The 24,937-nt window shown below is 37.2% G+C and carries 35 protein-coding genes; 7 read left to right on the forward strand and 28 right to left on the reverse strand.

Translation table 11 applies throughout. From position 1 onward, the window contains the following. Window positions 1–35 precede the first annotated feature (35 nt). The 8 genes from R7P80_RS18425 to R7P80_RS18460 all read right to left on the reverse strand — a co-directional run bounded on the left by R7P80_RS18425 (window position 36) and on the right by R7P80_RS18460 (window position 3,648). Entirely contained in the window at window positions 36–599 is a 564-nt protein-coding gene (locus R7P80_RS18425; protein WP_118894729.1) for a hypothetical protein, read from the reverse strand. An 84-nt stretch (window positions 600–683) separates the two neighbouring features. Beyond that, the gene (locus R7P80_RS18430; RefSeq protein ID WP_045591964.1) at window positions 684–911 is read right to left on the reverse strand and encodes a hypothetical protein; all 228 of its coding nucleotides are present in this window, start codon (window positions 909–911) and stop codon (window positions 684–686) included. A 219-nt stretch (window positions 912–1,130) separates the two neighbouring features. Continuing rightward, window positions 1,131–1,553, reverse strand: coding sequence for a hypothetical protein (locus tag R7P80_RS18435; RefSeq protein WP_053318924.1), 423 nt, complete (start codon window positions 1,551–1,553; stop codon window positions 1,131–1,133). 16 nt (window positions 1,554–1,569) lie between these two features. Continuing rightward, entirely contained in the window at window positions 1,570–1,959 is a 390-nt protein-coding gene (locus R7P80_RS18440; RefSeq protein ID WP_118894733.1) for a hypothetical protein, read from the reverse strand. A gap of 14 nt (window positions 1,960–1,973) precedes the next feature. Next, window positions 1,974–2,549 (reverse strand): hypothetical protein, encoded by a 576-nt coding sequence (locus R7P80_RS18445; RefSeq protein WP_053318926.1) that lies wholly within the window; start codon window positions 2,547–2,549, stop codon window positions 1,974–1,976. Window positions 2,550–2,559: 10 nt separating this feature from the next. Further along, the gene (locus tag R7P80_RS18450) at window positions 2,560–2,787 is read right to left on the reverse strand and encodes a hypothetical protein (RefSeq protein ID WP_020330934.1); all 228 of its coding nucleotides are present in this window, start codon (window positions 2,785–2,787) and stop codon (window positions 2,560–2,562) included. A 52-nt stretch (window positions 2,788–2,839) separates the two neighbouring features. After that, entirely contained in the window at window positions 2,840–3,217 is a 378-nt protein-coding gene (locus tag R7P80_RS18455) for a hypothetical protein (protein WP_053318927.1), read from the reverse strand. A gap of 71 nt (window positions 3,218–3,288) precedes the next feature. Beyond that, window positions 3,289–3,648, reverse strand: coding sequence for an ASCH domain-containing protein (locus tag R7P80_RS18460; RefSeq protein WP_052697513.1), 360 nt, complete (start codon window positions 3,646–3,648; stop codon window positions 3,289–3,291). A gap of 371 nt (window positions 3,649–4,019) precedes the next feature. Here R7P80_RS18460 and R7P80_RS18465 point away from each other — a divergent pair, with 371 nt between their 5' ends. Beyond that, complete coding sequence (locus tag R7P80_RS18465) at window positions 4,020–4,862, forward strand: TauD/TfdA family dioxygenase (RefSeq protein ID WP_318096759.1); 843 nt, start codon at window positions 4,020–4,022, stop codon at window positions 4,860–4,862. 37 nt (window positions 4,863–4,899) lie between these two features. Here the strand turns inward: R7P80_RS18465 and R7P80_RS18470 are convergent, their stop codons facing one another. Together R7P80_RS18470 and nrdD are read right to left on the reverse strand one after the other, a co-directional pair. Continuing rightward, window positions 4,900–6,072, reverse strand: coding sequence for a hypothetical protein (locus R7P80_RS18470; protein ID WP_318096760.1), 1,173 nt, complete (start codon window positions 6,070–6,072; stop codon window positions 4,900–4,902). A gap of 507 nt (window positions 6,073–6,579) precedes the next feature. Beyond that, complete coding sequence (gene nrdD, locus R7P80_RS18475) at window positions 6,580–8,736, reverse strand: anaerobic ribonucleoside-triphosphate reductase (RefSeq protein WP_318096761.1); 2,157 nt, start codon at window positions 8,734–8,736, stop codon at window positions 6,580–6,582. A gap of 161 nt (window positions 8,737–8,897) precedes the next feature. Here nrdD and R7P80_RS18480 point away from each other — a divergent pair, with 161 nt between their 5' ends. Beyond that, a complete protein-coding gene (locus R7P80_RS18480) occupies window positions 8,898–9,764 on the forward strand; it encodes a hypothetical protein (protein ID WP_273981778.1) in 867 nt (288 codons plus the stop codon). Window positions 9,765–9,787: 23 nt separating this feature from the next. On the opposite strand, the gene R7P80_RS18485 is transcribed toward R7P80_RS18480, so the two are convergent. The 4 genes from R7P80_RS18485 to R7P80_RS18500 are packed head-to-tail and all read right to left on the reverse strand — an operon-like array spanning window position 9,788 to window position 11,174. After that, entirely contained in the window at window positions 9,788–10,099 is a 312-nt protein-coding gene (locus tag R7P80_RS18485) for a hypothetical protein (protein WP_045591956.1), read from the reverse strand. A gap of 17 nt (window positions 10,100–10,116) precedes the next feature. After that, the gene (locus tag R7P80_RS18490; protein WP_318096762.1) at window positions 10,117–10,422 is read right to left on the reverse strand and encodes a hypothetical protein; all 306 of its coding nucleotides are present in this window, start codon (window positions 10,420–10,422) and stop codon (window positions 10,117–10,119) included. A gap of 29 nt (window positions 10,423–10,451) precedes the next feature. Continuing rightward, the gene (locus R7P80_RS18495; RefSeq protein ID WP_318096763.1) at window positions 10,452–10,832 is read right to left on the reverse strand and encodes a hypothetical protein; all 381 of its coding nucleotides are present in this window, start codon (window positions 10,830–10,832) and stop codon (window positions 10,452–10,454) included. Further along, on the reverse strand, window positions 10,833–11,174 hold the full coding sequence (locus R7P80_RS18500; RefSeq protein ID WP_318096764.1) for an STAS-like domain-containing protein: 342 nt from the start codon (window positions 11,172–11,174) through the stop codon (window positions 10,833–10,835). It abuts the gene before it with no gap. A 108-nt stretch (window positions 11,175–11,282) separates the two neighbouring features. On the opposite strand from R7P80_RS18500, the gene R7P80_RS18505 reads away from it, so the two are divergent. Next, window positions 11,283–11,822, forward strand: coding sequence for a hypothetical protein (locus R7P80_RS18505; protein WP_318096765.1), 540 nt, complete (start codon window positions 11,283–11,285; stop codon window positions 11,820–11,822). A gap of 64 nt (window positions 11,823–11,886) precedes the next feature. After that, window positions 11,887–12,408 carry an ImmA/IrrE family metallo-endopeptidase gene (locus R7P80_RS18510; protein ID WP_318096766.1) on the forward strand — a complete coding sequence of 174 codons (522 nt, stop codon included), beginning with the start codon at window positions 11,887–11,889 and terminating at the stop codon, window positions 12,406–12,408. Here the strand turns inward: R7P80_RS18510 and R7P80_RS18515 are convergent. After that, the gene (locus tag R7P80_RS18515; RefSeq protein ID WP_155399584.1) at window positions 12,405–12,560 is read right to left on the reverse strand and encodes a hypothetical protein; all 156 of its coding nucleotides are present in this window, start codon (window positions 12,558–12,560) and stop codon (window positions 12,405–12,407) included. The two genes, R7P80_RS18510 and R7P80_RS18515, sit on opposite strands and share 4 nt — an antisense overlap. Window positions 12,561–12,689: 129 nt before the next feature. On the opposite strand from R7P80_RS18515, the gene R7P80_RS18520 reads away from it, so the two are divergent. Beyond that, the gene (locus R7P80_RS18520; RefSeq protein ID WP_318096767.1) at window positions 12,690–13,787 is read left to right on the forward strand and encodes a hypothetical protein; all 1,098 of its coding nucleotides are present in this window, start codon (window positions 12,690–12,692) and stop codon (window positions 13,785–13,787) included. A gap of 69 nt (window positions 13,788–13,856) precedes the next feature. Next, window positions 13,857–14,387, forward strand: a complete 531-nt coding sequence (locus R7P80_RS18525; protein WP_318096768.1) for a transglutaminase-like cysteine peptidase — start codon at window positions 13,857–13,859, stop codon at window positions 14,385–14,387. A 26-nt stretch (window positions 14,388–14,413) separates the two neighbouring features. Here R7P80_RS18525 and R7P80_RS18530 read toward each other — a convergent pair whose 3' ends face one another. The 3 genes from R7P80_RS18530 to R7P80_RS18540 form a co-directional block, all read right to left on the reverse strand. After that, a complete protein-coding gene (locus tag R7P80_RS18530) occupies window positions 14,414–14,935 on the reverse strand; it encodes a hypothetical protein (RefSeq protein WP_318096769.1) in 522 nt (173 codons plus the stop codon). A 127-nt stretch (window positions 14,936–15,062) separates the two neighbouring features. After that, a complete protein-coding gene (locus R7P80_RS18535) occupies window positions 15,063–15,452 on the reverse strand; it encodes a hypothetical protein (protein WP_021486183.1) in 390 nt (129 codons plus the stop codon). A gap of 113 nt (window positions 15,453–15,565) precedes the next feature. Continuing rightward, window positions 15,566–15,853, reverse strand: coding sequence for a hypothetical protein (locus R7P80_RS18540; RefSeq protein WP_021486327.1), 288 nt, complete (start codon window positions 15,851–15,853; stop codon window positions 15,566–15,568). A 548-nt stretch (window positions 15,854–16,401) separates the two neighbouring features. On the opposite strand from R7P80_RS18540, the gene R7P80_RS18545 reads away from it, so the two are divergent. Beyond that, window positions 16,402–16,770 (forward strand): hypothetical protein, encoded by a 369-nt coding sequence (locus R7P80_RS18545; protein WP_318096770.1) that lies wholly within the window; start codon window positions 16,402–16,404, stop codon window positions 16,768–16,770. Window positions 16,771–16,791: 21 nt separating this feature from the next. Here R7P80_RS18545 and R7P80_RS18550 read toward each other — a convergent pair whose 3' ends face one another. From R7P80_RS18550 to R7P80_RS18595, 10 genes are all read right to left on the reverse strand, one after another. Beyond that, window positions 16,792–17,079, reverse strand: a complete 288-nt coding sequence (locus R7P80_RS18550; protein ID WP_053318941.1) for a hypothetical protein — start codon at window positions 17,077–17,079, stop codon at window positions 16,792–16,794. A 69-nt stretch (window positions 17,080–17,148) separates the two neighbouring features. Beyond that, on the reverse strand, window positions 17,149–17,544 hold the full coding sequence (locus R7P80_RS18555) for a hypothetical protein (protein ID WP_318096771.1): 396 nt from the start codon (window positions 17,542–17,544) through the stop codon (window positions 17,149–17,151). Window positions 17,545–17,554: 10 nt separating this feature from the next. Further along, complete coding sequence (locus tag R7P80_RS18560; protein ID WP_318096772.1) at window positions 17,555–17,722, reverse strand: hypothetical protein; 168 nt, start codon at window positions 17,720–17,722, stop codon at window positions 17,555–17,557. Between the two features lie 103 nt (window positions 17,723–17,825). After that, complete coding sequence (locus R7P80_RS18565; RefSeq protein ID WP_318096773.1) at window positions 17,826–21,260, reverse strand: PEP-utilizing enzyme; 3,435 nt, start codon at window positions 21,258–21,260, stop codon at window positions 17,826–17,828. A 55-nt stretch (window positions 21,261–21,315) separates the two neighbouring features. Beyond that, complete coding sequence (locus R7P80_RS18570) at window positions 21,316–21,516, reverse strand: DUF1778 domain-containing protein (RefSeq protein ID WP_021485745.1); 201 nt, start codon at window positions 21,514–21,516, stop codon at window positions 21,316–21,318. Window positions 21,517–21,637: 121 nt separating this feature from the next. After that, window positions 21,638–22,195, reverse strand: a complete 558-nt coding sequence (locus tag R7P80_RS18575; RefSeq protein WP_021486056.1) for a hypothetical protein — start codon at window positions 22,193–22,195, stop codon at window positions 21,638–21,640. Window positions 22,196–22,343: 148 nt separating this feature from the next. Beyond that, window positions 22,344–22,706 (reverse strand): hypothetical protein, encoded by a 363-nt coding sequence (locus R7P80_RS18580; protein WP_021485642.1) that lies wholly within the window; start codon window positions 22,704–22,706, stop codon window positions 22,344–22,346. Between the two features lie 31 nt (window positions 22,707–22,737). Then, window positions 22,738–23,181 carry a hypothetical protein gene (locus R7P80_RS18585; protein ID WP_021485503.1) on the reverse strand — a complete coding sequence of 148 codons (444 nt, stop codon included), beginning with the start codon at window positions 23,179–23,181 and terminating at the stop codon, window positions 22,738–22,740. Window positions 23,182–23,190: 9 nt separating this feature from the next. Further along, complete coding sequence (locus R7P80_RS18590; RefSeq protein ID WP_318096774.1) at window positions 23,191–24,255, reverse strand: hypothetical protein; 1,065 nt, start codon at window positions 24,253–24,255, stop codon at window positions 23,191–23,193. Window positions 24,256–24,273: 18 nt separating this feature from the next. Beyond that, entirely contained in the window at window positions 24,274–24,879 is a 606-nt protein-coding gene (locus R7P80_RS18595) for a hypothetical protein (protein WP_318096775.1), read from the reverse strand. Window positions 24,880–24,937: the final 58 nt, after the last annotated feature.

The raw sequence follows: 24,937 nt of genomic DNA on the forward strand, positions 1-24,937 counted from the left end.
TTCTTTTTGTGTAGCTGTATCTTGATTTATGAATACTAGAAGAAAAAGTAAGCAAGTACACACAAAGCCAGGATAACTTTAAATTCGGTTGTTTTGAGGTATGAGGTAATGGATGAGTTTGTATCTTGTTCATCACGAAGACTGTTCACAATTGAATCAGAATCAATCTTGCGACGATAAAAACTTACTTGTGCATTTTTAATGATAGGCGGAAGATGGTTGGCTTCGAAAAATGCTTTTGCTGTGACAACCCTATGGTTTGTACTGCAAATATAAAACTCACCATTTACAAGATGAAATTTCCAATCAGAATTGTTTTTGTCTTCAAGATAATAATCAGGGTTTTCTTGCAGTTGCTTTAAAGCTCGCTCGCCTCGCTTTAAAGTATGGTATTTATCACCTTCAATTGGAATCAATTCGCCCCATGTTTTTCCCTCGTAATCAGGATGATCAGTTCCTACTACAAGATCTAAATCAACATTCAAAATGTCACTTCTTATAAATTCGTAATCACGAGAGTCGAACTCTTTTAGAGTATGATCTGAAAAGCTAAAGTTATCGACCATATCTCTTGTAAATGAAGTGATGTATGAACTCATGCAAAATCCCCAGTGAAAAATTCATTAAATATGATATCAGCTAAGGTGATGATTTAAAATGGAGAATCTTGCTTTTGGATGAGTTTAGTGATCGTGAATGTATTTAAATGACTTGGAGACTTCATAGATAGGTATTGGCGTGATAGCCCACATAAATGCAGCGGTAAAGTATGGAAGGGCGATAACTGGGTAGAACGGCGGGGTGATCGGTGCCTTTGCATGAAAAATGCTGATAGTCCAAAGCACAGCATAAGCAAGAGCGAAAACTTTAACAAAGCTTATGTGGTGTTTTTTATTCTCTATTACTTTCATATTTAAGCTCCTTATTGCTCGACTATCTCAAACATATCGTGGAACCGATTGCTTAGCTTATTAATAGTCTGATTGATTTGTTCCTGTGTGGTGTTCGCTGTCGGTTTTTTTTGATTAAGTGTAATTAATTGCTTTACCGTCTGGACTAATAAAGCTTTTTGATTTGGTGTAACCTGTATTTTTTGATCATTCTTTGTATTAGGCATGTGTTACTATCCGTTAAGTCCATGTATATGTGTAATTTGAAATAACAATGTTCTCTCTAAGATCACCGCCTTCAATAACACTACAATATTCAGGGCTTGAGAAGGCTTCATTGTGATGTTTTGCCAATAAGTGCCTCATTAAAAAGTCACTACGATAGGTTTGTTTTAACAAACCTGTTTCGATTTGGTATGTCGCTCCATCCTCAAGAAGCAGAAGAGAATCGAATTCAGGTTGACTGAGATTCAGTTCTTTACGAATAAAACATACCTCTTCATTACTCAGGCGAGCAGGCTTCATACATAACGCTAATGAGATAGCTTTATGGGTTTTCTCTAAGTCAATGAAACTTATAAATTCCTCATTATTCTCAAGAGATTTCTCATATCCGTCTTTTAAGAAAATGTTGCTCAAGCCAGATTCGGTGTATTTATACATGATTGGAATTTCACCCTTACTTCCAAAAGCGAAAGAAATGATGCCATCTACCTTCGCTTTGTGCTGGTTTTTCAGTCATTTCCTCTTCATACACTAACATGAACTTAGCCTCCAAATCAGAAAATGAGATTCCCTGATTAAAGATAGATTCATTATTTGAGGATGGTTTATGATTAAGAGAAAGAGGTTTTTTTAATTCATTATAAAAAATCGAATTTGTAAGCCAAATGTACAAGCTTAAATCACCATCATAAATCTTGTCAGGTCGATTCAGCCAGAACATCTTTAATCCATAGAAAATAATACTGGCAGGATCTGTCTTAGATTCAATGGAATCGCCCTTGCTTGTGAAAAAATCCCCTACTTTCATAGCGAATTCACCGCTTTCAAACTTTGGCTTACTCATTCTATATCACCTAATTAACTCTCTGAAAGCCATGCAGTGAAGCGCTCTTTGTCAAGAACGATAACTCGCTCAGCACATTCATAACAGAACAATGTTTGCTTTTTATTCCATTCCGATAAGAACTTTTCCAATTCATCTAAATCTACAACATCATCCGATGCATCTTCATACCAGTCACTTTCGAGATCCGCTTCTACAATGTCACTCGCATTTAAACCAGACCACTTTTTAATGTTGCAGTCATATACGAAAAATGGCTTTTCGCCTTCTTCAAAAACAGAATCGATGTCATCGAGTTTGAAGAATCCTTCATTGTATGAGGTGTTATCCGAGTAGACCATACCGCTAGTTGGTGACTCTACGATAGGCATTTTTGAGATTCGTGATTTTTTCTCAGCTCGAAACTTTTCTCTTTGGCATTTATCACAAGAGCTTTTGTATCGCTCTTCAATTTTAGCGCCGCAATCACAGTGTCTATCTCGGCAACACTGCTCTGCATCAGCCTCTGTGGATTTTACAATGCGGCATTTAGAACAGAAATAAGCAACAACGTGCTCTCTATCTTCAGTGAATAATGGTTTTGCGTTCATGGTGCTTCCTTTAATCTTTGTATTCAGCAATCACGGTGCCATTGTCATCAAGATACTGTAATTGCCACTGAGGGTGATAATTGCCACTGTGTTTTTCGCCATCCATACGGATATTCAGGTTTCCACTTCGGTTTGAACCAGTGATTGTCCCGAATTGTTTACTGTAAGTGCTATAAACACGCATACCACGCTTAAGGAAAGGCATACCACGATCCACGCGAACCGATTCCATTGACATACTGCCACCTATTTTTTGGTTCTATTTGTAAGAGTTAGCTATCTCGTAATGGCTAGTTTTTTACCAGTAATTCAAGATTGGTAAGCTCACTTTTTAATTCATTAATTCGTTCTTTAATTGCGTTTTGCTGATACTCTTTTGCAACGTTGATGTAGTGTTCTAAATCCGTGTGCTCAACAAAGACAATTTGTCTTGTCATTAGTGTTGCTGTATTACAGATTTTGCCAAAATCCGAGATTTTGACGTTTTTAACTTTTAGTGGGTTTTCATCATCAACATCTACAGGTTTAATTGTAACCTGAGTAACGCCACCCTTTGTAACTTCGTATTTTGTTACGGTTAACTTAGGCGACTTCATTTTGTAGTTGCAGCGGCTATCAGGAACATTGAATGTGATAACGGTTAAACTGCTTCCTGTTTCTAATTTCATTGTTGTACCCTTTATTCCTGGAGCATAGCAATAACGCTAACTTTCCAATTATATGAAAGTTAGAGTATTAGTCAAACGTTTACGAATATTACAGCGCCTCTTTTGTGAACGTAGTCAACAGGCTCAATTGGCTTAGTATCAGACAAAACCCAAGGCGTATTCCACTTCAATAGGTCAGGATTGTTTTTGTAATCCACCCTATGTTTTGAGAAGTGCTGGTCTATCTCAGAATCAGGTATTGGTTCTAAGCAATCGGAAATCGTAGTTAAACAGATTATTTTACCTGTTCCTTGTTCAGCAATGCCAATCCTGCCACGGATTTTGGTTTTTTTACCACGCATTTCCCATGTTTTTATACCGTCTCTGATATAGTGAGCATATGGTTTTCTCACAATCAGAACCTTATCTATTTCTTCACCGCAGACGAACATAAGCTCAATTGCTCCATCACCTCTTTATGAGGTGTATTATTCTTATCAACTATTCCTTTCGACATACTTGTACAAATACGAAGAATGGGAATAACCTTGCTATCATTTTGCGGAACATTGTTCCTAGATGCATTCGATTGTTCTCTAATCATAAAAACCTACCATTTTTGTTTTCAATATTATATTTGAATTGACAATAAAAACAATCAACATCAGTATTGACCATTAATATCATTTATGTATAATGACAACACTAACATATACTCTAGCAATGATACCATCATTGCATGGGTCAATTGATTGAAGCTTCTGCTTTCACGAGTGGGGCTTCTTTTTTATCATCATTAAAAAAATAACCAAGGGAATAGATTATGATTACTTTTGTTGGCGCGGTTACAACTGCTTGTTCTGCTGATAATGCTCAGCTTCTTATGGAAACTTTCTATAAGCAAGGTTTTGTCGTTGTTGATGGTTCAACACTAAAATCTGAAAACAAGCTTTCCGATCTTGCAGGTATTTTGGAGCTAGGAGAAACCTTCGTATCTCAATACAACAAAACCTACTTCCCTAACAAATCTAACAGCGACAAAGTAGCAGAGATTGGCTTCAACAAAGAAAACAGAGATGACTTCGCACATCCAGTCTTTGAAGAGTCTGGGGCGCTTGGTCAGCATGTTGATGGTACTTTCTCTCCTTTAGGTGAAGTAAAAACAACGTTACTGCTCTGTCAAAATCAGGCTGTTTCTGGTGGTGAAACTACACTGTTTAATGGCTATGGTGCAATTAAATATCTGGAATCTATTGATAGTAAGTTTGTAGATGCATTGAAGGATAAAAACGCACTTCGCAGACGTTCTACCTTTGATGGTATCAACGAAGAAATGACAGATTGTGTGTTCGGATTGGATTCAATCTACGAACGTGAGATTATCCGACTTGCTTTCGACTCAAGTGCGGATTGGGAATCTGGATATGAACTGGTTCCAAACCTCAAAGAAGCAGTAGAACGTTTGATGGCGCTTTATAATGAACAGGGAGAGTTTTTCCTTCAGTTCATGCTTAATGAAGGTGATGTGATCGTGATGGATAATACACGTATCACGCACGGAAGAACGAAGTTTACTCATGATCTTAATAATCCGCGCATGATGCATCGAAGCGTTCACCAGAAATTACCTCTGGCATCAATGGCAAAATTATCACAAGCCGCATAAAAAACGAAAGCTGATGCATTCACATCAGCTTTTTCTTTTATAAAAACCTTTCAGCTTTGAGAATTTTAAACCATTCCTTTACCTGTTCATCCGAGAAATCTTTATATACGGTGACAGGCTTAAGAAGTTCCTTTAGCTTCTCTCTCTTGTCAGGGTTAACTTTGTTATAGTCCAACTCTGCAAAATCCAAATGCAATAGGGTTGAAATCAAACTTTGTGTCATAGGATGACCGAAAGAACCAATTCTTGCATTATTATCTTCATCTTTCATTTTTAGGGATAGTTTTTCAATATCCTGGCGGTTGATTGCATCTTCGATGTAGTAATCGACTGCTAACTGATAATCTCCTTTAAGAATGCTTTCTAATGTTCTTTCTTGGTGGTGCAAAGGAGAAGCTTCATTAACTATAAAAGGAATCAGAATATTTATTGAGTTTGACACTAATATTGTCTTTGTCTTTAGAGTATCGACGACTTTTTCCTTTTTGCCTTCGTAAAGTCTAAAGTTAGTGAGGGTTATGTCGGCTACTAATTTAATTGCCTGTTCTTTATTTCCACTATATTTATCGCTTAATAAATAATCCAACGCATCCGTACTATTATGCATACTAAGACCAGCGTATGACTCGATCAAAAACTCTGTGTCCATGTCATCCATTTCAGATAATAAGGTTTGATTGATTCTATATGTTTGACCAAGAACCTCTACATCCATAATATTTGGATTATTGTTGAAGTAGTGAACTGGTTTTCCTATGCAGACTAGGAATAAGCTTATTGCTATAGCCGCAATGGAAGATGCATATCCAAGGATGTTTTGTATCAATATTTTCTTGTCTTTTATTGCATGATAAGCAATAAATGAAATTAATAGCGCTGAAGCTATGGAAAAAACCATTATCCCATATTTACCGACGAATGATATAGGGCTTGAAATCAACAGCATTTCATTATTCACGTCATTGAACATAGTGGTGAAGGGATTGCCAGCTATGCCATAAATCACTCCATTTAGTAGAAGAGGAATAAAAATTAATCCTGTCAAGAAATGACTGATACCTTTTTTAGGTTTGATAAGTAAAAGCGAAATTGTCATTAATGTCGAAATACTTAAGCTGGTTACGAAAAAGTTACTAACCACTTGGTAGTAATCATTCGTTTCCATAGTTACTAGATTAAACTCTTGAAATAAGCTTACGTCATTTGCCATCAGTATAACGCCTGAGGTCAAAATATAGTAAAACATTCCGTAGAAAGATGTGAATAAAATACGGGAAACCCATACTGAGTCTTTAACTATTTCAATTTTGACTAGAAACTTTTCAAGAATCTTTTCAAATTTTGTGTTGTTAAACTTACTGTTCTTTATCTTATAGGCAAGTAGAAGTAAGGATGATAGTGAAACGAATGAAAGTATCGTGCTTAAAGAATAGTTGTATGAATAGTACACATTAATCTCTTCAGAGATTTGACCTATGTATCTGTGTAAAAACCTATACGTAAAGTATATCCCCAAAACAGGCACTACTATCATTAAAAGGTAGAAGATCTTCTCAATCCTATCTAGGGCTGATTTTGCGTTTATTCTCATGATTTAACTGCTTTTATTTATTGATTTAAGATAATTATAAGTTTTGTGTAGCTTTCGTTCAACCAATAATTAATCAAATAAAAAACCGCATCCAGAAGAATGCGGTTTTTCTATTCGTCCGAGAGTTTAGATATTCTCGTAATGTTTCACCCTTCGAATCACCTCTGCTTGCTTCCCTGAGTTGAAAGGTCTCGCGTCTGGGCTGCCGAGGTATCCGCAAACTCTTCGTGTTACAGAAACCTTTTTAGGATCGTGATTCCCGCATTTAGGGCAAACGAAGCCCTTGCTTGTACAATCAAACTCGCCTGTAAAACCACACTCATAGCACTCATCAATTGGTGTGTTTGTTCCGTAGTACGGCACTCGGTCATAACTGTAGTCCCATACGTTCTCAAGCGCTTCAATGTTATGCTGCATGTTAGGAAATTCACCATAACAAATGAAACCACCACTTGATAATTCAGGATATGGCATTTCAAAATCAATCTTATCGTAAGGGTTAACTTTCTTCTCTACGTCCAGGTGGAAACTGTTTGTGTAGTACCCTTTATCAGTCACGCCTTCAATAACACCAAACTCTTTAGAGTCCAATGCACAGAATCGCGTACAAAGGTTTTCTGAAGGTGTGCTGTACAAGCTGTACCCAAACCCAGTTTCTTCTTTCCAAGTGTCTACAGCCTCTTTTAGGCGCTTCACGATGGCAATCCCCTTCTCTCTTAGGAACTCACTATCGTAAATATGCTCATCTTGACCATAAAGTGCATTAATTGCTTCATGGATACCAATGTATCCCATTGAAATTGAGGCTCTGCCGTTCTTGAAAATTTCAAACACATTATCATCTGGGTTCAGACGAACACCTAAAGCTCCTTCGGTGTAAAGGATTGGTGCAACCTTAGCCTTGATATTACGTAAACGGTCAATTCGAGTCTCAAGCGCTTTGCGAACAATTTGGATTCTTTGATCAAGAATCTCAAAGAACTTTGATTCATCCCCTTTTGCCTCAATAGCAATACGAGGAAGGTTCAAGCTAACAACACCAAGATTGTTTCTACCTTCATGAACTTCATTGCCATTTTCATCTAAGTATAAGCCAAGGAAACTACGGCATCCCATAGGTGCTTTGAATGAGCCAGTTACTTCGACAACCTTGTCATAGTTAAGAATATCTGGGTACATTCTTTTAGACGCGCACTCTAGAGCTAACTGCTTAATATCGTAGTTTGGGTCGCCTTTCTTGTGATTAACCCCATTTCTAATAGTAAAGAGAAGCTTAGGAAAAACAGCGGTCTTTTTACTTTTACCCAATCCCTTGATTCTATTTAATAAAATTGCTTTCTGGATTAGTCTTGACTCCCATGACAACCCAAGACCAAAGTTCACAGATAAAAATGGCGTCTGCCCATTACTTGAGAAAAGCGTATTAATTTCATACTCTAGGGACTGAAATGCATCATAAACCTCTTTTTCTGTACGATTTATAGCAAAACCCGTTACGTCATCTATGTTCCACTCTCTCGCAATTTCAATATTCTTCTGATAACTGCAAGTCACATATGGCGCAAGAATCTCATCTAATCGGTTTAGAGTGGTGCCTCCATAAGTATGACTAGCAACCTGCGCAACGATCTGAGCAGTAACAGCAGTTGCCGTGTGGATTGATTTAGGAGTTTCGATCTCAGCATTACCCATTCTGAACCCATTTGTCAGCATGTTTTCTAGATCAACAATCATGCAGTTAAACATAGGGAAGAATGGCGAGTAATCGAGGTCATGATAGTGAATTTCCCCAAGCTCGTGAGCAAGAACTATATCTCTAGGAAGCATGTGATTTTTAGCGTAATGCTTAGAGATAATGCCAGCTAAAAGATCTCTCTGAGTAGGTATTACCTTACCGTCTTTGTTAGCGTTTTCGTTTAAGATGTCATTGTTAGTCATCGTGGTTAAGCCAACGATATCCTTGTACAGAGCAGTATTTTTATCGCGCTCGATATCACGCTCATGACGGTAATCCATGTATGCGATAGCTGTCTCTGGGAAGTGTCTTGAGAGTATTTTTTCCACCAGCTTTTGAATCTCATTGATATGTAGATTGGTTGAGTCAGAGTTGGTTATGACCTCAAACACTTCATTAGCTATGATTTCAGCCTTGTCATTCATTTCATCGGGAGCGACTTCCTTGGTAGCCTGGAAAGCCTTAATCACTGCATTTACAATGCGACACAAATTAAACGGAACAATATTCCCGTCACGTTTAGTAACATGGAGAACTTTATCGGACATTTCTAAAACCTTTATTAATTAATTTATTTTTTCAATTAAAAATTATACCACTCGGGTACGGTATCAATTTTGATTTAGCTCAATTTTGCTATAGCGATATGACTTTACTTTGAGTCCAACTTGTGTATTATGAGAACATTATTTATATAGGAAGATATGCAATGTTTTACAGTTTCGGTCATCCAAAATCATTACTGAATCCCTATCTGCCAGCATCCTCTATGAAGCGAATTTTCAGCTTTCTGAGTGAAAACGGTGTTCAAGTAGACCGTGCTGAAGATATTACATTTCAACACCTTAAAGGTTTTGATGTAGAAACCATTACCTCATTAATCAAAGGAAAGGGTGTTCAGAAAGATATTGTTTGTGATTTTGAAGGTGCTTTCGAAGATTTTCTATTGTGGGATAACCAACCTGGTCAGCGAATCGAATTCGATAAGCAGAAAATGTCTAATCTTAAAAACGTTATGACACTTCAGGACTACCGACAAAAGGAAGAGGAAGATAAAGAGACGGAGGGTACTTACGTGCTTCTCATGAACAAGCATAAAAGTGCCATTGCTCATATTTTGAAATCTTCAGATCATCCATTATCGAATGAAATTCTGGAGCTATGGAAAGAAGACATTCACTCTTCTGGATCGACTTTAATCGGAAAGGCACCATTTATTGAATGGGAAGAGTCTGAAGGTGGATACTCGATTTCTACTCCAAACTCACGTCACAGCCCTTATGTGGACGTTTATCACCGCTGGGATTCAGTGGTTCTCAACCAAAAGGTCTCTATCATCCAAGTAGAACATGACAAGAGCTGCTTAGAGTGCGAGTTCCATATCTACCTAAATTTAGATGAGTCACCAGAATTATTGCTAGTTGGAGACTATGACTTCTCTCTAATGAACTCTTTAATTATTAAAAAGCTTCAGTCGAGAATGCCTGTAGAGGAACGCTTTGCTGTACACCCAGACAACACGAAGCTGTTCAGCACAAAGAACCTAGACGCTATTGAGAACATGTCCACCCTTTAGGGTGGATTTGCATTTGGGTATAACTACTTTTGAATGTTCTGGATCTTGAGAAGTCTTTCTAGGCAGGATTGATGGTACTCATAGTCAATAAGCTTTTCATCCTCACTATTAAATAAAAGAACTATGGATAATCCAGACCAAACTAAAATCATGGCAAAGGTAAAAAGGCATTTTTCGAATGATTCTAGCCAGTTGTACTCATAGAACCCGCAAATCACCCATGCCATTGTTAGAACGATAAATGCTTTAGTACCGTTCATCAGTCTAAGCTTGAAGTCAATATCCTTCTTGATATTGTCCATCTTTGATCTGTGTTTAGCAATTTCGTGTTGCATGATTTTTATTTCTCAATTCATTCTGATTTTATTACAATTTTCATATCGCTTTTCTGTTTAGCCCTTTCAAACTCTACCCATTCAAGGTTCAGTGTTTTACTCGTGGAGCAATTCATTTCTTCCGAAAATCTCTTGCAAGCGCCCTCATACGTTTGACCGCGATTGTGGCTAAGACTCCAATCCCCATCTTTTACACACTCCAAGGTCATCTCTTTAACCTTTACATCATCACATACCTTGCTTGTAATGTATTTATCTGGAGTATCCTGCGTATTGCAACCAGTCAAAAGCAATAAAATTGACGTGACAGCTAATTTTTTCATTAATTTATTCCGCATTTTTTGTGATTTTATTACTGAACATTGTTATTAATGTTATTCATTGTACAGAAGTTGTCGTACTCAGTGATTCTTTCTTCAAGCATATGTCTCCATCGTCTTTGCTTTTTATTGAGAGTAGAGTCAAATAAATAAAAAAACAGTGATGAAAACGGAACGCCAATGAATATAGTTACCATTGATGCCACTCTGGTATCACCAATCAATAGAAAAGGTGTTAGGGAGATATTCAGAACAAATGGAATAGCGATGTAGAAGAAGAAATTATCATATAAAACATACATTCTTATGGTTCTACCTAGTTTTACTATTTCTTTTTCAAATTCTTTAGCTGCTTTCTCACTCTCTTTCTGTTTAGACAGATTTCTTTCTCTATCTGATATAACTCTTTTCATTTACACGCTCAACATTTTCTCAGCTTTGTAATTTTGGGCTTCAGTAATGTATTCCCAGATGTCCTCAATGACATCAGGTCTATCTTCAGAGAGTAATGATAGTCGATGAGTAAGCTCATCTTTAGTGAAACCATGCACTCGCACTAAACCGCCAAATGCCTCTTCTAAGAATCCTGAAGATAATCCGCTAGTGTTCAACTTCACAGTGATAGCAGAATCATCCTCATTTAACATTGGAACTAAATGATCTTCTCGTAGTGCTTCACCTGACTTTTCACTGTCTGTTCTGTAGCGACCAAAAACCATAGAGCCATATAATACTTGTAAATCAATTGTTTTCATTTTAAGATCCATTTCGTTTTTATATGCGTTATTATATCTAAGTAATGATTGCAGTAAACATAAAATTAATCAATAAAGAAATTCAAGGAATTAATGATGAAAATAAAAATGCTAAGTGCCATTGCAGCTATAGTGACTCTGGCTGGATGTAGTGGTAATAGTGGTTATGACGTAGTAACGACTTATCAGATCGGTGATACGGACATTTGTGTAAACTACAAGCGAACAATCGACTTTGAAAATGATTTCTTTGAGGTTGTAAGCCGATCATACTCTTGTGAAAAAATTCTTTCTGAGGGTGTGATTACTTATACTACTTTCAATGGAAACATTGCAAAAGCCAACTCGCCAATTTACCCTCTTTCTAACGATAAGAACAAGATTCTGATTGATGGAAAGATTACTCATACCATTGTAGAAACGGTAACAAATGAAATTGAGACCGACCAGCTTACTGTTCCTGAACCTGGTAGCTCACTGGATGGGTTTAAGTCAGAGACTAATTATACTTATATCAAAAAATTAACTAAAACCACTGACTACGATTTCTATCAAAATCCAGAGGGTACGTTTTACGACTTTGCCGATCAAAAGTGCTACGCAATTAGCGGTATGGTTTCTATGAACATACCTTGCCCAAAACTATAAAATACATGACTTAAGTGATGGCTCAGTGTATAATTGAGCCATTGTTTTTTATGTTAATATTTTTATGGTTTTTGACGCTATTGGTAATCCATCTACATTTATAGATATGTATTGGAACTGGAAAATTCCAGTAGATATCGAGGGCATTTCCCATAACCTCGGTCTTTCAGTTGTGTGCGATAATGAGCTTAATTCTGAATTGGAAGCTAAGATTAATAGTGCAAATTCAAAGAGCGGGTTTAAAAGGTATGATTTGCATCTTAGACCTTCCATCTCAGACGAGCAAAAACGTTACATGATTGCTCATGTTATTGCTTATATCAGTATGCATCATCACTCTATCCATGAGGGGGATGCAAACTTCTTTACCATTGAGGACTTCTCTTTGGATTCAAAATCGTGGTCTATCAGAAGATGCCAACAACTTGCTTTGGAGTACATCATTCCAAAAGAAGCGGTTGATTATTTGATTCTTAAAGAGAGAATCACCGATTTGTCAGTTCTAGCAAACAAACTCGGTGTCTCTGAGAATGCTGTTTATGAAAGGCTAACCCAATTGAAGTGGTTAACCGTGAGTGCGGCTTAAGCTTTTCGACGGTTTTTGAAAAATTCACTGAGAGCTTTCTTTGACTCTTCTTTAGACAGACCTTTTAGGGAAAGGCTTCCATTGTTTTCTCTAGCAATATCACCAAGCAAGATTAATTTTTGGATGAGTTCTGCATTTTTTGGTTTATTCATCGTAATTTTCCTTAATGAACATCAAATTAAAGTAACAAAATGCATACAATTAATCAATATAATTTCAAGTGATGTACAAAATATGGTTTTTTATTGTATAATCAAAAAAATATTAAATAGGTTTTGTTTATGAAATTTGAGTTGATCGATGGTGATAAGACATCTGTAGTTGAATATGATTCCATCGAAGAAATTTTAGAGAATGATGGATTCAATATTTCTTTGGTTCCTGCCAGACCAATGATCGGTGAAAAGTTGGTTTTTCCTGTTGATACTGATGCGGTTATTCAGTTGCTTTCTCACGTCAGAAATAGCTACAGAATCACAGATGAAGAAGTTGGTATTTTAAAGGATTCCTTTGGAGTAAGTCAGCTAGAAATCGGTGCCATGAGTTTGCACAATGCAATGTGTTCTGATCTTGGTAAGAAGCCACAGTATTATGATGTTAATGGTAAACGCTTCTTTATTGGTGAAAGCGTCCGTGATATTGAGGAATCGTACAAAACATCAATCGGTTTCACGCTAAACCCTCAGGACGGTGTTGTATTAACACGAGACGGTGTTGATATCTTATCAATTGAAGGGAATCTAGTATATTGCGATAACAAATGCGAAGCTGAGTCAATCGCAGATTTTGCCTCAAGAAAGCTTGTCAAATCATCAATGATCTTGGTTAATGCTGTTGAGTCAATTGTTCATGATTTAGATGATCGAGATGGAGATGTCTGTACACATCACTCTATTGATGAGCTATTTGTTGTCTCTGATGTCGAGACAATTAGAAAGATTGAGGCTGAACTTAGCGAACTAACACAAAAGCTAAGACAGGAAGCTTATAAGAGCGGTGTATTTGATTACTCAGACTATACGGGAGATGTTGTTGGATTAAGAAATGATAAAGAACATCCTTTATTGTTTTCCACCGACAACTTCAATAGTAGGGTAGATTCTTCTGCTGTTATCTCTCACACCATGTTGACTCGGGACAAAGGTGAACATGTGAGTCTTATCACTTTAGATAATCGAACAATGAACGCTGCTGGCGCTATGTCTAAAGAAGGTGTTTATGCAAAAGTAAGGAATTGGAAGTCTGGTGATGAGACTGAAGCTTTCTTAAAGGCAGGCTCAACCTATAGAATTGATAATTTGGAAAAGGTAGAACTTAAAGATTTTGTTCATATAAAAGATATTAACAGTTCTGACTTTGATATGGATATTCCATTTTAAGCTAGCTAAACCTTGTACGATTTACTAATAAATATCGCGCTATCTTTCGGGTAGCGCTTAAAATTAATTATGAATATAAAAATCACGTTTTTGATAATGGCTATGGCTGTATCATTAAAAGCAATCGCCTTACCAACAGAATTTAGTGAGAAAGATAAAAACCTAAGCGTTTTGGATAAGGCTGTATTGGTAAACAATCATTACAACCAATTTTCATTCGAGCTTGAACCTGGTGAATCCGATGTATGGAAAACACCTGCTGAGTTTTCAAGAGATAAATCTGGCGATTCGGAAGACTTCGTAATTTCAAAGTTTTTTGCATTAAGTGAGCTTGGCGTGAAAAGGTCTCACATGAAACTTGCTTACGTCAATATGCAAAGTTTTAACGATCCGCACATGGTGTTGCTTGTATTTGACAGCAAATCGGACAAGCGTTACGTCCTAGATAACCTTGATAGCGAAGTAAAAGAGTATAAAGAAAGGATGGATCTTAGTCTTATTTATAGTTTCGATGACAAGTACATCTGGACTAACGATGGGTTTTCTGGAGAAGCAAAACAAATTCCAAAATGGGTGGATTTATTGAGAAAGGTTGAGTAGTGGCATACTGCCACTACAATTTGGAGTTAAACAATGCAATGAAAGCCTTGAGAGAGGGCGAGTAACCTGTCAATACTATACTTGGGGTTTACCTCGTCTTTACCATAAAGAACACTTTTACCTAAATTCGTAACGCTAACCTGTCCATGCTCTAGTCGAATTTCATAAACATCACCGATCTCTGCAAAATCTGATTTGATGCATCCAATGAAAATTAACTGTTTACAAGCTTCTTTAACGTAAAATCGCCCGACCATTGAGTTTGAAACAATCTCAGGATTATCTTTGGCAATGCAGTGCCTACCAAGCGAACTCCCTAGTAATTTATCGACAGAGCCATTATCAGAATCATCACCATAAATTGCGCTTACTCCGAGAGATTCAGCGGTAGTTGAGCCTAGTGAGTGACTGATTTCAATTACCTCGCCACCTTCAAATACGCCTTGATACATAGGCGCTCCAACTATAATACTCATACCATTTGGAGATGACTGAGCAACATAGAATCGACCAAGCTTTGCAAGGTGGAAATCATTTGGTAATTTCATAAATTTCCTTATGTTTTGGTATTCAAGGCTTTTTGCGCAAAGCCAAAGAACACAGCGCAAGCAATCTCTTTATCGCTAGTATTCGATTTTCTTTGACTAGGCAGTTTCTTTCTCTGCTTTTTCATGATCAGACAGCGCCTTCAGCAACAGATTTTTTGTCTTGTTCTGCTTTTAAACGATATAGAGGCTTAATCATTTTTGTCGCTTCATTGATGATTTGGTTGCTCTCAATAATTTTACCTGAGACTACCTGCTCACAGTAGTTAATTACAGCCTCGTAAGTCCCCACAAGCTCAGTATTGGAACGAATACAGGCAGGAACAAGGGTGAATGTTAGATAGTGTTCACCTAAGTCCAAATCCTTTCTTGGCTTACATTGTTCAGCCCAACGATCCATGATTGAGCAAACTAAAAGCTTATCAGATTCAATCTGCTCTTTATGCGCCTGTTGATTGGCGTACTGAGCTTGCTTTTGAGGATTCCCAAACTTCTTTTTGATTTTTTGCTTCTTAGCCATTAGTAAACTCTTTATTAAATTGGATTGGATTCTTTAATTGTTATTACTATACACAAATAAATATTTGGGTCAATATTTCAATACTAAAAAGGCGCTCACCGAGCGCCATTCAATTAATAATCCCAAGATTTCGCGCTATCTAAAAAACGGCGCTCCTGCATAGTTAACTTATCGTTTTTACGGAAACTATGACGACGAGGATTTCCACAGCCAAAGCAGCTACAAACTGCCAAGTGGTCTTTTACCCTACTAGCGGATAGCTTTGCCGCTTTAATCGCTTCCTCTTTACCTTCTGTGCATGAAGGTAGATACCAGGTTCCGTATAACTTTTTAAATGCTTTATCTTTCATGCGATTTGCATGATGGATACGTAAACTTGCTTTCTTGTTTTTATGTAACATAGTGATTTCCTCTAACGCCAACACCACCGTGGTGCTGGCTATCTTCGGTTAATCACCTCACGATAAGATTTAGTCATATTACCTCTCAAATCAGTATGCATTCATTGCTTTGTGTTTTGAGTATCCGCTCTTCTCACGCTTCTTTCGATCAACGAAAACATGAGAAAGGTTGAAAGTTCTAGCGTGTTTTGCAACAGAATTGCAAACCTTGGCGCTATTTTTACTTTTAGCCATTTCTATTCCTCATAAGGATTAAAATTGTTAAGGGTCAGTTTTGATTGATCAAGAAACATGGCAGTGCCAATGTCACCAGTATTCATAGTCATAAAGCTGTGAGCTTTACACTTTGGACAGTCGGAACCGAGCTTGTGCTTGTCCCAAATAATAGTGCATCTGGGGCATAGTCGATTATGTTGAATTGTATTTTCATCATTCATGGATTCTTATTATACATAGTAAAAAAATCAAAGCAACAAAAATAATTTAATTAACGGCACTTTATTTACTTTTGATATGAAGACTGTATTATTAAAAACAAAGGAGAGGTTATGAAAACAGAAATTCTAAAGCAAGACTTCATTATGCTTGAGGGTGAAAATGTGTGTAAAGGTGATCCTGGTTACATTGAGCCAAGTAATGGAACCTTTAGTCTGCAAAGGAACTACCCTATTGAAAGACTGATTCATTTAATGGATAACTTGGAAGACTGGAAGATCTGGTTTAATGATGAGGTAAAGGACTTATCTGATATCAGAGGCGAAGACTACTTCGAAGATATGCTCAAAAACCCAATCAGAGAGCCTGTGTACATTTCTGAGATTGATGGGAAAGCTTATATCTGGGATGGTTGGCATAGAGTGGCAGCGTCAATCAAAGCAGGAAGGTTAACGCTACCAGCAACGGTAATGAAACATTGACAGTTCTCACCTATGGTGAGTTTATTTTGCTTCAGGGGCATAGCACTGTATGTAGCCAGCATTTCCATGAAGTGATTCCGAGTATGCAGACAACGCTTCTTGAAGTGTGCCTTTGGCTACATCAATAGAATGAGTCCATTCATTGCCAATCATGAAATACCTGATCATCGCATATGATTCTTGAGCATCTTTGAATACAACAGATACGGAGTCATCTTCAACAGATGTTTCTAAGATGGAATTAAGTTCGTTTTCCGTTCTTTCTCTAAGTTCTTTCAGGGCATTACTGAACTTCATTTCTATAATCATAAGACTTTCCTTTTTTATTATTTATTGCTCAATTATTGTACCAATAAATAAAAGGAAAGTCTCTTGATATTAAGCTTTAGCCTTATATAAATGATGCTCAAGATCTTTCAGGTACACGGCACGGTATGGAGACCATGTATAGCCTCTTTTCTCTAAATAATTAACTAAATCATGATTGTGAATGCATTCGAATTCAACTCCAGCATATTCAGAAAGGTTGCTTTCTACATAATCCAGGAAGCCAGTCATAATCCCCTTTCCTCTCATATGTTCACTAAGCTCAATGCTTGAAATGCAGAAGCAATGCGGCAGGGTAGGATGTAATAGCTTTCTTACATAAATGGAACCGTTATCGCTTCGCAGATATTTGTTTCTAAGTCCAAGTTGAGATGCTAATGATTCTTTTACGAATGAGTCATATTCTTTGATGAGAGTGTCTAGTTCTCTCTGAGATTCTTTATCCACTTACTTTACCTCAGTTAAGTTTCTTTGCTTCCGCATACATCATTGGCGGTTTCACTTCTGAATTACACGAATTGCAACATGATGCGCCATCTTCATGCACAGTGGCGGTTGTATCTTGCTTACAATATGGACAGCTAAAATCCATGATGACAAAATTGGGATCTTCGAAAAAACGCATGTTAATCTCCTAAGTGTCTTTAGATACTAGCATTTTTCCAATAAAACAAAAGCACCAGAACATGATTCTGATGCCTGTGTAACACAGGGGGTAAACCCCCTGATTATTCAATTGTTATGCTTTCTTGTTCAAGTAGCTCTTCAAGCTCTTCTTGACTTACTTTTCGGTAAGGTATTCCAAGCGTTTTCGCAGAGATTGCTAGGTGAGAAAGCTCATGACCAAATACAGAAATTATACCGCTAAATCGGTCTAGTTGTTTAACCCAATCAGAAGGGATTTCATCACCGATCAGAATTCGTTTCATCTCATCATCTGGGAGGCTTTTGTTCATGCTATTCCAAGGTTTGCCATGTATAGAACCTGAGACAATAATGCTATCTGTATTGTGCTGAGTTAAGGGATTATCCATTCTTCTTGAGTCAATAAGGGCTTCAGGATTAGATCCGTCCAACAATGTTTTAATTGATAAATTTTCAGGGATCATATCTGCGTTAATTGATGTTTTGATATGGAAATTTATTAAGTACGTGTTTAAAACAATTAGAGAATGGATGCCTTCTCGTACACAGTCTTCTTTCTTTGTTCTACAGTCGGTTAGTAGCTTATACCCATCGACCTCAAGCTCTGAGTTAGATGCTGCGGCAATTTCGAAATCACTTAGTGATACTGGTCGCTCTATTGTGTAACGGCAAAGTGATGCCTTGTACAGTGACTTGTAGATGTCAATGCACTCCTTTAACCGCTCAAGACTCCAAGATGGTGATGTTAAGCCAGAATTAAGCTCCTTACTTTCCACAAGTAATTCTTCAATTTTACCTTTCAGATTGTCGTACCCTTTTTCAGTAAAGACCAGTTTTGTAAGCTTTGGCTTTTTCTTAGAGTACAAAAATCCATCGATATATATGAAGTTTCCTTTCGTAGCCAGTTCGATCACTTCACCTGTTAGTGGTGAGCATTTGGCTAAATACGCCTCCCCTAGCTCATAATCATCGATACTTAATGGGAATAACTTGTTAACGCCATCCCTCTTGAGAATCCTAATTTGAAATAGTCGAAGCTCTTTGTCAGATAAACCAAATTCGATGGACACAGGTGCATTAAATGCCTTTTCGACACTAAATATGACATCACGTATCCGCTTCTCAAAGGCTTCTGAGTAATTTGATTTACTTCTGCTTATGATTCCACTAATAACGCCCTTTCGCCCTTCTGTGGCTGATTCAGGCTTTCCTAGCGCATAGTAAATCCCTTTCCCGTTAGACGAAATAGAACTCGAAACACCAGTTAGTTCGAATTCCTCATATTTTTGTATGTAGGCATGAGAACAGCCGTAGTCCGATAGCAACTTCAATTTATCGTAAGCATCATGAATGGAATTGCAAATGTAGGATTCGTAGAAGCCTCCTAGCTCTTGCTCCTTAGACTTTGAAGAGCAACTGCGAACGATCAGAACAGTGTTCTTTGGAAGCTTTCTAGATACCTCTTTCCAGCCTTTTTCTCCAATCGAAGTGTCTATTAGATATCCGTCTTGTTTTTTGTATTGATTCAGAATCTTCCATTTATCAGGGTAAGTAAACTTACTGAGAAGTAGCGCTTTATTTGTATAGCCAAGTCTCTCGGCATTACATGTTTTAATATACATGTAAAAGTACGGCATCTGCGTAGCTAGAGCCGCAATTTCACCCCCTAATAAAAATGAAGTCATAGGTTGTGGTATTCCATCCATATAACCAAATATATATAACCCAATCATTAGTGTGATGATTCCATAAGCAATCATCTTTCTTTTAGGGAATGAGATTAGGGATTGGATTGAAACCAGTGCTAAGAAAATCAGAACATAGACTTTTGAACCTTCTCTCTGTAGTTGACTCATCGTAGAGTGGCTGATTATTCCGTAATAACTGATCAAGTCATCAAGGTAAAAATAAGCCAGGATGATAAAGACTGGGATGGTCAAAGCGGTCAAAAGTACAAATGGGTTCTGCCTAGTCTGAAAATAATATGAGTTGTACACTAGTGATTGTAATGGGAAGCAAAAGAGACGCAAAACAACACCTGCCGCGAAGAAGCAAGAAAACCAACCAAGGCTTTTAATAACACTTGATATTTCACTTGTAACGTCTGCTACTGACCAGTGATTGTCACGATATTCTTGAAGTGAAGTGTTATAGGTATACTCTCTACCAATTTGGTGTCTTATCTCTTCGATTGAAAATCTTTCAAACATGGGAAGTTCGCCAATGTACTGGTGTCCAGAATTGGTTAGTACATACCCTGCTGTAATCGCCAAACCTGCTGTTTCCTGGTTGCTACTTAAAGCCACATAAAGGTAATCTTTTGGTATCGATTTAAGCTCTTCAAAAAATGCTTCCCTTCCAATATCACGGTATGACAGAGTGATCATCATATCTTTGGGTATGTTGTCCATACACAGAGGTTGCGCGAGACATAGAAATCTTACTTTGTCAGTTTCCTTTACTAGCTGAGTTATTTTAAAGGGATCGGCTACCCTCTGGTTATAGTAGTCAGGGGTAAGATTTCCACCTTCTTCAAAGTGTCGCTTCAATCCGCCTTGATAAAAGCTAAAATCACTCACTCCCGCATCTGCAAGAATATTGTTCATTGTTCTATATGTGTTGTCATAGTAATCGACAAATACTGCATTTTTGCCATCAAAAAGCTCTTTGATTTTCCAGTTTGGCAAAAGAAGCAAATCAGTAAGAGTGGTGATTTTTGCGTTGTAGACCGTATGGGTTTGACGAATATTGCCAGCACTTCTAAGGTCATACAAATTCATGTCAAAGATGCTTGAATCGGTGGCATACGGTATTGGTCTTGAAGAACTAAGGTTATTGAAGTGGCTTAGGATATCTGATTCTTTAATGATGCTAACTTTAAAGCCCGTTCTTTCGTAAACTTCTCTAGCGGCTCGTACACGGTCACTGAAGAAACCACCAGCGAAGATAGCGTTACCATTGATTGAGCTAACATAGGCAGCTAAATCGGAATATGCTTCCCTTTCGAATGAGGTAACAATGTGAGGTTGAAATGATACTGAACTTTCTTTGAAATCAATGTAAACAATCTCAGGAGAGTTTTCTTTTGGTAATTTCTTGTAATCAGTTATAGATATGACAGTATCACTAATGTTTTGAGATTCATAAAACTCAACATCTTCACGCAAAACTGGAGATTTAATGGACGATTCACGCTTCATCACATCCTTGTTTAGCTGGCTATCTGGTCTGGACTGCCTGACAATATCAAGCTCACTTTTCCTTAATGAAGTTTGATGATCAATAAAGTAAAAGGAACCAAGTAGCGAAACTGTAAGAAGGATGATTGCTGAGATCAGAGAGGTTGACGTTTTAGATTTTCTTAAGGAAGGAAAAATCCCTGCAATAACAGAACCTGTTACCCCGATAAGTGTAGAGAGCGCACTAACACCATCAACAAGTGGAAAGGCTAATGCTGGCATTGAAAAGGTTATTATGAAAAACGCAAATAATATCCGCCGTATCTTATTTATTTTCATTGTTAAATTTTCATTGGCTAAAATAGATAGTCAGAACAATGTTCTGACTATATGCTTACAGAGAATCACCACGGGTAGTTAATCGGGGCTTCGACATTAGATCTTTCATTGCCTGTGTCGGTGCTGGTGGATTCTCAAGGATGTTCGTTAACTTATCGAATGACTTATCACTAAGAACAGTGACATTTTCTTTAGAATTCATTGACGAAGTTGAATCATCCGTTTTTGGTTTAGGTTTTCCAAACGGGAAGCTCATAAAATTTACCCTTTAATTAATTCAATAAAAAACATTCTATGTAAAAAATAATCACTGTCAATATGCATAGCAATATCAATATAAAAGCCAGCTATTAGCTGGCTTTATGAGTGCTAGTTGGTTAGTTTGAAGTTTCAGACTCAAACTTATGCTTGATGACAGAGTAATCATACATATTGTCTTTTACAGCGCCAATTTTGTATGCGATTTCGCCAGCTAAGCGATTAAGCATACCTTTAAACTCTTTCTCTTTGCCTGTGATGTAGTCAATCAAAGCAGCTTTGTTGTAGTTGTTCATGTTTGCAAGACCGAATGTGTCTTCAACCCACTTGGCAGCTTTTTCATTTGAACCAATCGTATCTTCGATACGCTCATTTTTTTCTTGAGCAATCTTTTTGCGCTTCTCTTGGTTCTCAGCGTCTTTCAGTTCTTTTTTGGTTAGTTGCTTTGGAACGCAATCAGAAACCATTTCAGACAAATCACCATCACGCAGACGGAAGTTTGAGGAAGTAATAAGCAAGCCCGAACCTTGACGCTTAACGCTTAAGCTCGGTTCTTCTTTCTCAATCAGTGCTTGAATTTCATTGAGTTCCGAGTCAGTTAGCTTTTTACCAACAGTAGGTAGTAGCTTTAAAGAGTTCAGTGCTGATTGTCGCAAGTAATAAGAAAATTCTTTCATGGTGCTTTCCTTCTTAATTTGTTGTTATTAATTATACATAAGTTGAATAACAAGTCAATAGATTGAGAGTGAAAAAGCATTCCTATGACATTATCCAAACGGCTTTATATGTGAGGAAAGTGCTTGGATAAGTCATTGAGAAATAGATTTATAGATTAATGGATAGCTCTACAGGGCAGAAATCATCATCAAGATCACATTGCTCTCTTAGGTTAGTTAAAGCATCTTCAATGCTTTTTCCACTAGCGTAAGCTCCGCCCATTGAGTGGTCTTCCATTTCCCAAATATCACCATCGAAAGTAGCAGATACAGAATCCCAATAGTTCCCTTGCTTTGTGTCAAAACAGACATTTAAAGGAGCGCAGGGATTGTATTCAGAGCTTTCCACAAAACTAATTGCTTCTTCTTTGGTTGCAAAAAGACCGTCACCATCAGGTGCCAGTCGGTAGTTTGTATTGAAAATAAACTCAATAAGCTGTTTTGCTGCCGATACGCTTAATTGTTTTTCCATGATAATTAATTTCTGCCTTGTCACTCGTTAATTAAGATAAATCAAAGAGAGCCATTAAAGTACTAATTGATGGTTTCCCTTCTCTTTTGCACTCGTCATCCAGCTTTTCAAAGATATCGGCTTTGTTTTCGATTTTCTTTTCTGGAAAGAGTCTGTAAATATCCATTCTTATGATAATGTTTCCGATATCATTACCAAATTTGTCAAAAACCCAACTTGGAGAGCAATAGTTTAATAAATAATTTTGCACTTCCGCTGGTGTGCGAATGCGCATGATGAAGTCGATATCAATCGTCAGTGTTTGAGCTTTCTCATTCCAGGTTCGGTCTACAACTTTCATCAGGAAGTTGTCAAAAGGATACTGGTCAAATAGCCCTTCGGTTTCAATTTTATCGCCAATCATATAGCGATCATGATCTCGTTTTGCTTGAGAATTTAGCTCAAGACTTCGGATGTACACGCAAGTTTTTGACATGCTTTTTCCTTAAATAGACAAATGTCGCTCAATGAATGTTTTGCAGATCTTGCTGTTATCTGAAATTACCCATTCAAGATAAAAATCAAAATTGAGCTTAAGGAATTTGATTAAGTTCTCACGCTCTTTAATCGCTTGATTGTGCGGAAGAAGATATTCTAGTTGAGTTCTAGCTTTTTCAACGATCTCATCATCAAAAGAAAATGTAAGATCGGCACCTTCAAAATCTTCTGGTGTATTAAGAGAATCCACCTGACCAAAGAAAACATCCAGCTCTTCTTTTGACATAAGTAAGGGCTTCGTAAAGCTTCTAACTTGAGTATGCAAAAAGAATACTGCTCGTAGCAACTCAGGGTATTGCGTTAAATACCATACAAACTGAGGATAAGTTGCTTGCTTTAGCTGCTCATTGAGCTTTCCAAGCATTCTGTGTGCAATGGTTAGTGTCTCTTCATGAATCGTAACACCATTCTCAGGACATGAGTTCAGCCAAAGAGCCTCATTTACCCTTGCTTGATACATATCAGGGGTAATTTCATATTTTTGATAAACGCCTGTCATTTTGTAGGCTAATTTTTCATTAAATAAATCTCTAGCGTAAGTGTCTGAGATAGAATCAGTCTTACTCGAAAGATTTCCCTGCTTATATTCAAAATATAGGGAAGGAATTTCAACCAGCATTTCTTCAAGATCGGCGCGAAGTGTAGGATAAAATTTGTATAATGGATGGCTTTGTAAAGCCATGCTAACAAAATCATCTAGCATCTGATCAGTAATCAAGAACTCTACATCGTCAAATACTTCAGAACCCAAATCTTGAGGGATAAAATTGTCTTCAAGCAATTCCATCACTGTCTCGGTTGCAGCTAACAAATCATCCTTTTTATTCCGAAGGATGTAAAACTGAGCTGACATAAGCTCTTTTGCAAAGTAGTAATTGCTTTTGGTGATAAAAACAATGTTCTCTAATGTCAGGTCTTGAATGCTCTTATCAATACGAACTTTGTTGTAAATCTTGAAAAAAAACTCAACTGTTTCTTTTTTAATCACAATACTTTTAGTTTTTGCGCTCATGATATGCCTATCTGTAAGTTAAATTCGACAAATGATTTCGTTGATTTCTTCATCAATCAATGAAATGGTGTTGTCAGGGTATGTCTCAGTGTAAGACGATACATATTCTAGTTCTGAATTCTTCTTGAGTGGTGTAAACACCATCAAACACAAACGGTTCATGAAAGTGTTGTCGTTAGAAGCTAGGCAAAAGAATGTCTGCGGGTATTTTTCTGAGATTTTAATAATCTCTTCAGAGTATTCTTTAACTTTCTGATTAAACTGAGCTTCTGGTAGATAAAGGCAACCATCCTCTTCAACTTGCTCTTCTTTATCGAATGGAACATACATTGTTTCAGCTTCTGTCAGTACGCCCAACTCTCCTTTTCTAACAGCAAGGAAAATTGACTCATTGTTACTACCAGTGAAAGCATTTCTTGGGTCGCCAGGCTCCTTATATGGGTGCGATTCGGTGCCAGTGAATTCTCCAAACTTTTCAACAAGACCTGAAAGTAAAGCTTCGTTCTGTGCTAAGTAACTAATAGATGTACATGGGGCATAGAGCCATTCTAGCCATCTAGAAGTTACAATGAGAGGCATATCTTTGTCAGTATCATTAAGAATAAGTGGTACGGTGGTTGTCATATGGTGTCTCCTTTTATTGTTCTCAATTATACATAAATAACTATGGAAGTAAAGTTTG

The organism is Vibrio sp. 2092, assembly GCF_033339635.1.
Taxonomy (GTDB): Bacteria; Pseudomonadota; Gammaproteobacteria; order Enterobacterales; family Vibrionaceae; genus Vibrio; species Vibrio alginolyticus.

Excerpts from the sequence above, each read along its gene's own strand:
- R7P80_RS18425 (WP_118894729.1), bottom strand. The coding sequence starts at position 599 with ATGAGTTCATACATCACTTCATTTACAAGAGATATGGTCGATAACTTT.
- R7P80_RS18430 (WP_045591964.1), bottom strand. The coding sequence starts at position 911 with ATGAAAGTAATAGAGAATAAAAAACACCACATAAGCTTTGTTAAAGTT.
- R7P80_RS18435 (WP_053318924.1), bottom strand. The coding sequence starts at position 1,553 with ATGTATAAATACACCGAATCTGGCTTGAGCAACATTTTCTTAAAAGAC.
- R7P80_RS18440 (WP_118894733.1), bottom strand. The coding sequence starts at position 1,959 with ATGAGTAAGCCAAAGTTTGAAAGCGGTGAATTCGCTATGAAAGTAGGG.
- R7P80_RS18445 (WP_053318926.1), bottom strand. The coding sequence starts at position 2,549 with ATGAACGCAAAACCATTATTCACTGAAGATAGAGAGCACGTTGTTGCT.
- R7P80_RS18450 (WP_020330934.1), bottom strand. The coding sequence starts at position 2,787 with ATGTCAATGGAATCGGTTCGCGTGGATCGTGGTATGCCTTTCCTTAAG.
- R7P80_RS18455 (WP_053318927.1), bottom strand. The coding sequence starts at position 3,217 with ATGAAATTAGAAACAGGAAGCAGTTTAACCGTTATCACATTCAATGTT.
- R7P80_RS18460 (WP_052697513.1), bottom strand. The coding sequence starts at position 3,648 with ATGTTCGTCTGCGGTGAAGAAATAGATAAGGTTCTGATTGTGAGAAAA.
- R7P80_RS18465 (WP_318096759.1), top strand. The coding sequence starts at position 4,020 with ATGATTACTTTTGTTGGCGCGGTTACAACTGCTTGTTCTGCTGATAAT.
- R7P80_RS18470 (WP_318096760.1), bottom strand. The coding sequence starts at position 6,072 with ATGGCAAATGACGTAAGCTTATTTCAAGAGTTTAATCTAGTAACTATG.
- nrdD (WP_318096761.1), bottom strand. The coding sequence starts at position 8,736 with ATGTCCGATAAAGTTCTCCATGTTACTAAACGTGACGGGAATATTGTT.
- R7P80_RS18480 (WP_273981778.1), top strand. The coding sequence starts at position 8,898 with ATGTTTTACAGTTTCGGTCATCCAAAATCATTACTGAATCCCTATCTG.
- R7P80_RS18485 (WP_045591956.1), bottom strand. The coding sequence starts at position 10,099 with ATGCAACACGAAATTGCTAAACACAGATCAAAGATGGACAATATCAAG.
- R7P80_RS18490 (WP_318096762.1), bottom strand. The coding sequence starts at position 10,422 with ATGAAAAAATTAGCTGTCACGTCAATTTTATTGCTTTTGACTGGTTGC.
- R7P80_RS18495 (WP_318096763.1), bottom strand. The coding sequence starts at position 10,832 with ATGAAAAGAGTTATATCAGATAGAGAAAGAAATCTGTCTAAACAGAAA.
- R7P80_RS18500 (WP_318096764.1), bottom strand. The coding sequence starts at position 11,174 with ATGAAAACAATTGATTTACAAGTATTATATGGCTCTATGGTTTTTGGT.
- R7P80_RS18505 (WP_318096765.1), top strand. The coding sequence starts at position 11,283 with ATGCTAAGTGCCATTGCAGCTATAGTGACTCTGGCTGGATGTAGTGGT.
- R7P80_RS18510 (WP_318096766.1), top strand. The coding sequence starts at position 11,887 with ATGGTTTTTGACGCTATTGGTAATCCATCTACATTTATAGATATGTAT.
- R7P80_RS18515 (WP_155399584.1), bottom strand. The coding sequence starts at position 12,560 with ATGAATAAACCAAAAAATGCAGAACTCATCCAAAAATTAATCTTGCTT.
- R7P80_RS18520 (WP_318096767.1), top strand. The coding sequence starts at position 12,690 with ATGAAATTTGAGTTGATCGATGGTGATAAGACATCTGTAGTTGAATAT.
- R7P80_RS18525 (WP_318096768.1), top strand. The coding sequence starts at position 13,857 with ATGAATATAAAAATCACGTTTTTGATAATGGCTATGGCTGTATCATTA.
- R7P80_RS18530 (WP_318096769.1), bottom strand. The coding sequence starts at position 14,935 with ATGAAATTACCAAATGATTTCCACCTTGCAAAGCTTGGTCGATTCTAT.
- R7P80_RS18535 (WP_021486183.1), bottom strand. The coding sequence starts at position 15,452 with ATGGCTAAGAAGCAAAAAATCAAAAAGAAGTTTGGGAATCCTCAAAAG.
- R7P80_RS18540 (WP_021486327.1), bottom strand. The coding sequence starts at position 15,853 with ATGTTACATAAAAACAAGAAAGCAAGTTTACGTATCCATCATGCAAAT.
- R7P80_RS18545 (WP_318096770.1), top strand. The coding sequence starts at position 16,402 with ATGAAAACAGAAATTCTAAAGCAAGACTTCATTATGCTTGAGGGTGAA.
- R7P80_RS18550 (WP_053318941.1), bottom strand. The coding sequence starts at position 17,079 with ATGATTATAGAAATGAAGTTCAGTAATGCCCTGAAAGAACTTAGAGAA.
- R7P80_RS18560 (WP_318096772.1), bottom strand. The coding sequence starts at position 17,722 with ATGCGTTTTTTCGAAGATCCCAATTTTGTCATCATGGATTTTAGCTGT.
- R7P80_RS18565 (WP_318096773.1), bottom strand. The coding sequence starts at position 21,260 with ATGAAAATAAATAAGATACGGCGGATATTATTTGCGTTTTTCATAATA.
- R7P80_RS18570 (WP_021485745.1), bottom strand. The coding sequence starts at position 21,516 with ATGAGCTTCCCGTTTGGAAAACCTAAACCAAAAACGGATGATTCAACT.
- R7P80_RS18575 (WP_021486056.1), bottom strand. The coding sequence starts at position 22,195 with ATGAAAGAATTTTCTTATTACTTGCGACAATCAGCACTGAACTCTTTA.
- R7P80_RS18580 (WP_021485642.1), bottom strand. The coding sequence starts at position 22,706 with ATGGAAAAACAATTAAGCGTATCGGCAGCAAAACAGCTTATTGAGTTT.
- R7P80_RS18585 (WP_021485503.1), bottom strand. The coding sequence starts at position 23,181 with ATGTCAAAAACTTGCGTGTACATCCGAAGTCTTGAGCTAAATTCTCAA.
- R7P80_RS18590 (WP_318096774.1), bottom strand. The coding sequence starts at position 24,255 with ATGAGCGCAAAAACTAAAAGTATTGTGATTAAAAAAGAAACAGTTGAG.
- R7P80_RS18595 (WP_318096775.1), bottom strand. The coding sequence starts at position 24,879 with ATGACAACCACCGTACCACTTATTCTTAATGATACTGACAAAGATATG.